This is a genomic window from Teichococcus aerofrigidensis, assembly GCF_054073225.1.
The window spans coordinates 20,171-28,669 of record NZ_JBSXMU010000046.1; the positions used below are offsets into that span (position 1 = coordinate 20,171).

Sequence of the window (8,499 nt, forward strand, 5' to 3'; positions counted from 1 at the left end):
CATGCCCGCCCGGGACCAGGACGCCTCGCTCGGCCGCTACCGCGCCCGCCGCGACTTCACCCGCACCGCCGAGCCCGCCGGCGAAAAGGCTCCGCGCCGCCGCGCGGCGCACCGCTTCGTGGTGCAGAAGCATGATGCCACCCGCCTGCATTACGACTTCCGCCTGGAGCTGGGCGGCACGCTGAAAAGCTGGGCCGTGACGCGCGGGCCGAGCCTGGACCCGGCGGACAAGCGCCTCGCCGTGCAGGTGGAGGATCATCCGCTGGACTATGGCGGCTTCGAGGGCACCATCCCGCCGGGCCAGTATGGCGGCGGCACCGTGATGCTCTGGGACCGGGGCCGCTGGCGCGGCGAGGATGCCGACCCGGAGGCGGCGCTGGCGGAGGGCAAGCTGAAGTTCCGCCTGGAGGGCGAGCGGCTGCGGGGCGGCTGGACCCTGGTCCGCATGCGTCCGCGCAAGGGCGAGAAGGCGCCGCAATGGCTGCTGATCAAGGAGCGCGACGAGGAGGCCCGCCCCGGCGAGGGCGATGCCCTGCTGCGGCGGGAGACCCGCTCGGTCAGCTCGGGCCGCAGCCTCGAGGAGATCGCCGGAACGGCGAAGCCGGCGCCGAAGCCGAGGCCCCGCGCCGACACGGGCGCCGATGCTCCGGCCGGCTTCCTGCCGCCGCAGCTCTGCGCCGCCGCCGCCGCGGCCCCGGCCGGCGAGGGCTGGGTGCATGAGGTGAAGCTGGACGGCTACCGGCTGCAGGCACAGATCGCCGGCGGCCGGGCACGGCTGCTGACCCGCAACGGGCTGGACTGGACGTCGCGCTTCCCCGACACCGCCGAGGCCCTGGCCCGCCTGCCCGACGCCATCCTGGATGGCGAGCTGATCGCCCCCGACAAGGATGGCCATCCGGACTTCGCCGCGCTGCTGGCCGCCATGGAGGCGGGACGGGGCGGCACGCTGCGGTACATGGCCTTCGACCTGCTCGGCCTCGGCGGCCGGGACATGCGGGAGGAGCCCCTGCTGCGGCGCAAGGCGGCGCTGGAGACGCTGCTGCGCCAGGCGCCGGCGGCGATCGGCTATGTGGAGCACTTCACGGCGCCGGGCCGGGCCATGCTCGACTCGGCCTGCCGGATGGGGCTGGAGGGCATCGTCTCCAAGCGGGCGGAGGCGCCCTACCGCGCCGGGCGCGGCGAGGACTGGGTGAAGACCAAGTGCCGCGGCAACGATGAATTCGTCATCGGCGGCCACGGCACCGGGCCCAAGGGCAACATGACCCTGCTGCTGGGGGCATGGCGGGACGGGAAGCTGATCTATCTCGGCCGGGTGGGCTCGGGCATCTCGGGCCAGCGGGCGCGGGCCCTGGCGCGGCAGCTCAGGCCCCTGGCGCGAAAGACCTCGCCCTTCGCGACGGCGGCCGATCCGTCGGACCGGCGGCGCGCCCATTGGGTGGAGCCCCGGCTGGTGGCGGAGGTGGATTATGCCGGCTGGACCGGGGAGGGGCGGATCCGCCAGGCCTCGTTCAAGGGGGTGCGGGAGGACAAGCCGGCGGACAGCGTGACACCACCCGGCCCGATCGCCGGGCAGGATCCGCCGCCGGAGCCGGGTGCGCGCCGGCCGGCCGGGGGCGGCGCCCATACCGTGTCGGGGGTGCGGCTGAGCCATCCGGACAAGCTGCTCTGGCCGGAGGAGCGCATCACCAAGCACGACCTCGCGCAGTACTACGCGGCGGTGGCGCCGCGCCTGCTCGCCTATGCCGGCGGCCGGATGGTGGCCCTGCTGCGCTGCCCCGACGGGATCGCCGGCCCCCGCTTCCTGCAGCGCCATCCGGGGCGCGGCACCTCCGCCCTGCTGGCGCGGGTGCCGCTGGCCGGGGAGGAGGATCCCTACCTGGCGGTGGACAGCGTGGAGGGGCTGGTGGCCCTGGCCCAGGCCGGGGTGCTGGAGATCCATCCGGGCGGGGCCCGGGCCGACGATACCGAGCGGCCGGACCGGCTGGTCTTCGACCTCGATCCGGATGAGGGTCTCGACTTCGGCGCCGTGATCGACGCGGCGCTGGCGCTGCGCGAGAGGCTGGAGGCCCTCGGCCTCGTCGCCTTCGCCAAGACCACGGGCGGCAAGGGCCTGCATCTGGTCGTGCCCCTGCGGCCCCGCGCGGGATGGCCGGAGGCGCGGGATTTCTGCCAGGCCCTCTGCGCCCTGATGGCCGAGGACCAGCCCCGCCTCTACACCACCAACCTCGCCCGGAAGGCGCGCAAGGGCCGCATCTTCCTCGACTACCTGCGCAACGACCGGACTGCGACGGCGGTCTCCGCCTGGTCTCCCCGCGCGCGGCCCGGCGCGCCCGTCTCGATGCCCCTGGGCTGGCAGGAGGTGGCGCCGGGGCTGGACCCGAAGGCCTTCACCCTGCGGACGGCGCCGGCGCGTCTGAGCAAGGATCCCTGGGCGGGCCATGAGGCGGCGGCCCGCCCCCTGCCGGTGTTCCGGCGCGGGGCCGCCCGGAAAGGCGGAGTGGCATGAAGGCCCGTCCGATCTGGCGCGGGACGCTGCGCCTGGCGCTGGTGTCCTGCCGCGTCGCCCTGCTGCCGGCGCGCCAGGAGCGCAACAACCTGCACTTCAACCTGATCAATCCGAAGACCGGCCATCGCATCCGCAATCGCACCGTCGATGCGGAGACGGGGAAGGCGGTGGAGCGCGCCGCCCTGGTGCATGGCTACGAGGTGGCCAAGGGGGAATATGTCCTGCTCACGGAGGAGGATTTCGAGAGCGCCCGCGTGGAGAGCAGCCGAACGCTCACCATCGCCAAGTTCGTCAAATCGGGCAGCATCACGCCGCTCCATTTCGAGAATTCCTACTATCTCGTGCCGCAGGAGGACGAGGCGGCGGATGTCTACGCCGTGCTGCGGGAAGCCCTGCGCCGGAGCGACATGATGGCGCTGTCCCGGCTGGTGCTGTTCCGGCGGGAGAGGGCGGTGGCCATCCTGCCGCTCGAACGCGGGCTGGTGCTGCACACGCTGCAGGAGGAGGGCGACCTCCGGGATGCGGAGGAGGCCTTCGCCGAGGTGCCCCGGGGCGCGCCCGACGCGGAGATGGTGAAGCTGGCGAGGCAGCTCATCGCCCGGCAGGCCGGCACCTTCGACCCGGCCGACACGGAGGACCGGTACGAGGCGCGGCTGCGGGAGGTGATCGAGGAGCGGCGCCAGGGGAAGACCATCACGCCGGAGGTGGAGGACGAGACGGAAGGGCGGGACAATGTCGTGGATCTGATGGCCGCCCTGCGCGCCAGCCTGAAGGGCACGAGGCCCTCGCGCGGCAAGGCGAAGCGCAAGGCGCCCGCCGGAGACAAGGCCGCGCCGGCCCGCCGCAAACGGGCCTGAGGCCGCGCGCGCCCTGGGCATCGGGGCCCCCGCGCCGGGGCTTCGGTTGAATGACAGTTCTGCATGCAACTCAGGGGGCGTGGACTTCCCCCGTCACGGGGCACTAGACAAGCGCGAAACTTGTCTAGGGCTTCGGACATGGCCTACCGCGAACTGAAGTATTACCGACGCTATCCTCTGGAGATCCGCGAGTATGGGGATACCGGCTGGGCGGTTCATGTCTATCCGCCGGCCGATGTCCGGAGTGGCCATAAGGTCGCCGTCCTGACGACGCCGATGCCCGCCAAACTGGCGGAGGTCCTGGCCGACGCCCGCAGGACGGTGGACCGGCATGCCATGATGCCGATCACGGGGCAGGCATAGGCTTTCCGGCCGCCGTCATCCCGGGGGCCCGCGGTGCCGGCGGGCCGGCATGCCCTTCAGCGTGCCCTGTACGATATCCGCCGCAGGACCGCCGCCGACAGCAGGACCGATGAGACCAGGATCGCGGCGGCGATCAGCCCGGCCGGTGTCGCGCGGGCGGTGGCGGTCAGCAGCCTGCCATGGCCCAGGTCCAGATGAAGGCTGGCCCTCATCTCCTCGGGATGCGCAGGGGCAGGCGGGGTCATGCGATCGGAGACTCCCCGGATCACGACGCGGGCGGCGGCACGCTGGCCGTGAGGACGGCGGCGCCTGGCGTGGCCGTCACCGGCACCATGCCACAGGATGCCGCCCCGCAGGGTGTCATGCCACAGGGCGTCATTCCCCCTCCGCCCTGTCGCGGCCCGGCAGATGGCGGGTGCCAAGCCGGACCATGACCATCAGGATGAGCCCCAACCCGGCGGCGATCAACGCCATGCGCCAGTGTCCCGCGCCGCAGCTCATGCCGATGGCGCCGGTGAGCACGAGGCTGCTGGCGCTGGTCAGGTTGCGCACCTCCTCCCGCCAGGCGAAGACCATGCCCGCGCCGATGAAGCCGAGGGCCTGGAACAGGCCCTGCGCGATCCGCAGCGGATCCGATTCTCCACCGCTCTGCAGCACTGTCGCGGCGATGGAGGTCGCGGAGAGCATCAGCAGCGCCGCGCTGAGGGCGATCAGGCCATGCGTGCGGATGCCCGCGTCGAAGCCGCGCCGCTCCCAATCCAGGCCGAGCAGCATGCCGAGCCCGGCCGCGCCGCCAAGGCGCAGGAGGATGTCCTCGGTCGATGGGTCGGTCATCATCATGGTTCGGGCCGGCCTCCAGACGCGCGGACAGGCGCGGCGCGAGGGTTCCGCTCGCATCCCGCCCCGACCGCCGCCGGACCAGCTTCCCCGCCCCGCAGTGACGACTCAAGCCCGAATCGCCGGAAGGCCGCCCTGTTTCGCGCCCCGGCATGAACAACCGTGCCCGGAGGCCAGGTGTCGGCCGAGCTGAACCGTTACCGCGCCGCGGCGGTCCGCTTGACGGGGCGGCGCCGCGCGCGTCAGATCCGCCAGGGCGCTACCGGGCGCGCCATCGCGCCACGGAAGGTCCATGCCCTTGCCCGCCGCCAGCGTCCTGACCATGGCCCGCGGGCGGGAAGGGCATCTCCGCCATCTCCTCGGCGGGCTGGCCCGCAACACCTGCCTCCCCGAGCAATGTGTCGTCGTGGACCTCGGCGACACGGCCCTGGAGATCCCGCCGCTGCCCTTCCCCGTCCGGCACCACCGGATGCCCTCGGCCGGCCTGCCGCTGGCCCGCGCGCGCAATGCCGCGGCGGCCCTGGCCACGGCGCCGGTCCTGATCTTCCTCGACGTGGACTGCATTCCCGCCGCGAGCCTCGTCGCCGGCCTGGCCGCCGACGCCGCCGCGGAGGAGGCGTTGATCTGCTGCGAGATCCTCTACCTGCCCGCCGGCGCGCTGCGGGACGGGCCGGTCGAGGCGCGGCTGCGCGCGCTGGGTCAGCGGCACGAGGCCCGGTCCTTTCCGCCGCGCGGCCTCCGGACCGAGCCGAATGCGGGGCTGTTCTGGTCCCTGGCCTTCGCCGTGCGGCGGGACACCTTCCTGCGCCTCGGCGGCTTCGACGAGACCTATGACGGCTACGGGGCGGAGGACACCGATCTCGCCTTCCGCGCGCGCGAGGCCGGCCTCCCCCTGCTGTTCACGGCCAGCACCCTGGCCTTCCACCAGCACCACACGGTGTACGACCCGCCGCTGCAGCATTTCGCCGACATCGTCGCGAATGCCCGGCGCTTCCGGGACCGGCACGGCTTCTGGCCGATGACGGGCTGGCTGGACGCCTTCCACCGGCGGGGGCTGATCGCGCCCTATGCCGCGTCGGACCGGATCGTGGTTCTGCGCCCGCCTTCCACGGCGGAGATCGCGGCCGCCGTCTGCCCGCCGGAGCGCGCCTACTGACCCGGGCGCGCGGCGCGATCCGCCTCCGCGTCGATGAAGGCCGCGCACCTCGCGAGGGCGCCGGGATCGTGGAGCGCGGCGATGCGGCCCGGGTCCAGCGCCATGGCCTGGGCGAGCAGCGCGGGCCAGTCCTCCGCCGCCGGCCAGGCCTCCCGCACCACCGCGGCGCCCAGCGCGGCGAGGCGGCGGGCCTTGTGGTGCTGTTCCCCGAAGGGCCGCGGCTCGGGCAGGCACAGGAAGCGCTTGCCGAGCGCGGCGACCTCGGCCAGCAGGCCGTCCCCGGCGCCGCCGATGACCAGATCCGCCCCGGCCAGCAGCGGCCGGGCGTCCTCCCGCCAGCCCAGCAGCTCGAGATTGGGCGGCGGCGCCGCATCGCCGCGCAGCAGGCCGATGGCGCGCCATCGCCACCGCGGCGTGGCGCGCGCCGCCAGGGCCAGCGCCTCCGCGTCACCGCCGCTCCCGCCGCGCCCGAAGACGGCGAGGATGCCGCCCCCCTCCGAGGGCCGGATCGACGGCCCCGCCAGGAAGCCGGCATGGAACGTCCTGTCCAGGACCCAGTGCGGCATTCCCTCCGGCATTCCCTCCGGCATCCCCTCCGCCTCCAGCGGGCGGGGAAAGGGGGCGAGCAGGGCCGCCGCCGCGCGGAAGGCGGCGAGGTGCGGCGGATCGTCCCGCAGCCCCGCCAGGCGAACGTAGAGGAAGGGCGTGGACATCAGCCGCGACAGCAGCGCGACCTCCACCGAGACATCCACCACCATCAGCGCCGGGCGGGCCTCGGCGATCCAGCCCGCCATCCGCGCGACCCGCCGGCGGAGACCGTCATGCCCCAGCGGGGCGTAATGCAGCCCCGGCACGCCCCCGGGATCGGGCGGTTCCGCGCCGGTGGGCGCGTCGTCCGGCAAGGGCACCACCGGACAGGGCGCCGCGCGCGTGACGCTTTCGGGGAAGGTGCCGAGCAGGGTGCAGGGCCGCCGCAGCAGGCGGGCCAGGGCGGCCGCGCGTTGCCAGTGGCCGAAGCCATGGTGATGCACGTAGTAGCCGATCGGCCTCATGCGGCCCCCATCATGCGGCCCCCGTCATGCGGCCCGTGTCTCCAGGGCCATCGCCTCCAGCACCGGAATGACGGCCTCGATGGCCTCCCAGCGCGGCGCCAGCGGCGGCAGCAGGGGCTCGGCCCGCGCGACGAAGGCGATCCCGTTCACGCTCTCCCGCGCGACCGCCGCCAGCAGGGCGGGATCGGCCCCGAGCCGGGCGGCGACCGCCCCGGGGCCTTCGATGAAGCCCTGGCGCAGGGCGCGGCGGCGGCGGAACACCGCCCGCCAATGGGCGGCGTCGGGCAGGAGGTGCGCCTCGGCGCCCTCGGCCACGCGCCGCCATTTCCGCATCTCCTCGGCCATGCCGCCCGGCGCCCGGCCATCCTCGCGCGCCGAGACCCGCACCCAGGCCTCGGGCGCGTGGCGCAGCCGGCCGCCCATCCGCTCGATGGCGGCGACGAGGGCGAGATCCTCCTGCCTCTCCAGCGGCGGCACGCCGCCCGCGGCACGGTAGGCGGCGGCCGTGACCGCCAGGCTGGCGCCGGTATGGTCGCCATGCCGGGGCGGCGGATCATGCGGCAGGGGGTCGATCCGGTGGGCCAGGCCGCGCACGGCGGACCAGTAGCGCGCGACGCGGGCGCGCGCCTCCGTCAGCCAGGCCGGCAGAGGCCGGTCCGGATGCTCCAGCAGCCGGAGCTCGCCGCCGACGGCCTCGGCGCCCCGCGCGAGCGCGCCGAGCTGGGCGGAGACCCAGCCGGGCGGCGGCACGGCATCGGCATCCGTGCTGATCAGCGCGCCCTCCGCCACGCCCTCCTCCCGCAGCCAGGCCGCGCCCGCATCCATCGCGAGGCCACGAGCCACGCCGACCCGGGCACGCGCAGTGGGCAGCGTGATCTCGAGCACGCGAAGCGACAGGCGTGGCGTACGCCCCGCCAGCGCGCGCAGGAGGTCCGCCGTGCCGTCGGTGCAGTTGTTCGCCGCCACCACGACCCGAAGGCGCCCCGGCGTGTCCTGGCCGGCCAGCGCGGACACCAGATCCGGCAGCGCCTCCGCCTCGTTCCGCGCCGGCACGCAGACGACACAGGGCGGGCCGCTCACGACACGGTGCCGCCGACAAGGCCGTGGCGGCCGGCCCCGCAGGCGATCTCCCGGCGATACAGCGCCTCATAGGCGTCCACCATGGCGAGGGCATCGCAGATCGCTTCCGCGCGGGCCCGGCAATCGGCGCGCGAGAGGGTGGCGGCGGCGGGAATGGCGCGGGCCAGCGCGCGGACGTCGTCGGCGGGGGCGAGGCGGCCCGTGGCGGCATCCGTCAGCTCCGGCAGGGCGCCGCGCGAGAAGCCGGCGACGGGCGTGCCGCAGGCCAGGGCCTCGGCCACGACCAGGCCATAGGGTTCCTCCCAGCGGGGGGTGATGACCGCGACGGAGGCCGCCGCGACGGCCCGCGACAGGGCGGCGTGGTTCAGATGGCCCAGGTAGGTGACGTCCGCGCCCAGCATCGGCGCCACCTCGGCCCGCCAGTAGTCCGGGTCGCTCAGCGGTCCGGCGATCCGCAGCGGCATGCCGGCCAGGCGGGCCGCGGCGATGGCGAGATGCGCGCCCTTCTCGGGGACGAGGCGGCCGGACCAGATGGCATGCCGCTCCGGCGCCGGCTCCAGGCGGGGCCGGAAGCGGTCGAGGGGGGGGGGGGGGGGGGGGGGGGGGCGGCCCCCCCCCCCCCCCCCCCCCCCCCCCCACGGCCAGGGC

At 74.9% G+C, this 8,499-nt stretch carries 9 protein-coding genes; 4 read left to right on the plus strand and 5 right to left on the minus strand.

Features of this window, described 5'->3' with window-relative positions; genetic code table 11:
- The first annotated feature begins 1 nt into the window (after window position 1).
- From ligD to ACVMLK_RS11530, 3 genes are all read left to right on the plus strand, one after another.
- Window positions 2–2,506 carry a DNA ligase D gene (ligD, locus tag ACVMLK_RS11520; protein ID WP_457486481.1) on the plus strand — a complete coding sequence of 835 codons (2,505 nt, stop codon included), beginning with the start codon at window positions 2–4 and terminating at the stop codon, window positions 2,504–2,506.
- Entirely contained in the window at window positions 2,503–3,363 is an 861-nt protein-coding gene (gene ku / locus ACVMLK_RS11525) for a non-homologous end joining protein Ku (protein WP_457486482.1), read from the plus strand. Before ligD ends, ku begins: the two co-directional genes overlap by 4 nt.
- A 138-nt stretch (window positions 3,364–3,501) precedes the next feature.
- A complete protein-coding gene (locus tag ACVMLK_RS11530) occupies window positions 3,502–3,726 on the plus strand; it encodes a hypothetical protein (RefSeq protein WP_198367661.1) in 225 nt (74 codons plus the stop codon).
- Between the two features lie 56 nt (window positions 3,727–3,782).
- Here the strand turns inward: ACVMLK_RS11530 and ACVMLK_RS11535 are convergent, their stop codons facing one another.
- A complete protein-coding gene (locus tag ACVMLK_RS11535; protein WP_457486483.1) occupies window positions 3,783–3,938 on the minus strand; it encodes a hypothetical protein in 156 nt (51 codons plus the stop codon).
- 163 nt (window positions 3,939–4,101) lie between these two features.
- The gene (locus ACVMLK_RS11540) at window positions 4,102–4,560 is read right to left on the minus strand and encodes an MgtC/SapB family protein (RefSeq protein ID WP_457486484.1); all 459 of its coding nucleotides are present in this window, start codon (window positions 4,558–4,560) and stop codon (window positions 4,102–4,104) included.
- 295 nt (window positions 4,561–4,855) lie between these two features.
- On the opposite strand from ACVMLK_RS11540, the gene ACVMLK_RS11545 reads away from it, so the two are divergent.
- Entirely contained in the window at window positions 4,856–5,719 is an 864-nt protein-coding gene (locus tag ACVMLK_RS11545; protein ID WP_457486485.1) for a glycosyltransferase family 2 protein, read from the plus strand.
- Here the strand turns inward: ACVMLK_RS11545 and ACVMLK_RS11550 are convergent.
- From ACVMLK_RS11550 to ACVMLK_RS11560, 3 genes are all read right to left on the minus strand, one after another.
- On the minus strand, window positions 5,713–6,771 hold the full coding sequence (locus ACVMLK_RS11550) for a glycosyltransferase (protein ID WP_457486486.1): 1,059 nt from the start codon (window positions 6,769–6,771) through the stop codon (window positions 5,713–5,715). The two genes, ACVMLK_RS11545 and ACVMLK_RS11550, sit on opposite strands and share 7 nt — an antisense overlap.
- 24 nt (window positions 6,772–6,795) lie before the next feature.
- The gene (locus tag ACVMLK_RS11555; RefSeq protein ID WP_198367656.1) at window positions 6,796–7,851 is read right to left on the minus strand and encodes a glycosyltransferase; all 1,056 of its coding nucleotides are present in this window, start codon (window positions 7,849–7,851) and stop codon (window positions 6,796–6,798) included.
- Window positions 7,848–8,499 (minus strand): glycosyltransferase (locus tag ACVMLK_RS11560; protein ID WP_457486487.1); only part of this gene is annotated, 652 nt, incomplete at its 5' end. The genes ACVMLK_RS11555 and ACVMLK_RS11560, both read right to left, overlap by 4 nt.

What these genes read in the sequence shown, in the direction of transcription:
- ligD (WP_457486481.1), top strand. Translation starts at nt 2, where the DNA reads ATGCCCGCCCGGGACCAGGACGCCTCGCTCGGCCGCTACCGCGCCCGC.
- ku (WP_457486482.1), top strand. Translation starts at nt 2,503, where the DNA reads ATGAAGGCCCGTCCGATCTGGCGCGGGACGCTGCGCCTGGCGCTGGTG.
- ACVMLK_RS11530 (WP_198367661.1), top strand. Translation starts at nt 3,502, where the DNA reads ATGGCCTACCGCGAACTGAAGTATTACCGACGCTATCCTCTGGAGATC.
- ACVMLK_RS11535 (WP_457486483.1), bottom strand. Translation starts at nt 3,938, where the DNA reads ATGAGGGCCAGCCTTCATCTGGACCTGGGCCATGGCAGGCTGCTGACC.
- ACVMLK_RS11540 (WP_457486484.1), bottom strand. Translation starts at nt 4,560, where the DNA reads ATGACCGACCCATCGACCGAGGACATCCTCCTGCGCCTTGGCGGCGCG.
- ACVMLK_RS11545 (WP_457486485.1), top strand. Translation starts at nt 4,856, where the DNA reads ATGCCCTTGCCCGCCGCCAGCGTCCTGACCATGGCCCGCGGGCGGGAA.
- ACVMLK_RS11550 (WP_457486486.1), bottom strand. Translation starts at nt 6,771, where the DNA reads ATGAGGCCGATCGGCTACTACGTGCATCACCATGGCTTCGGCCACTGG.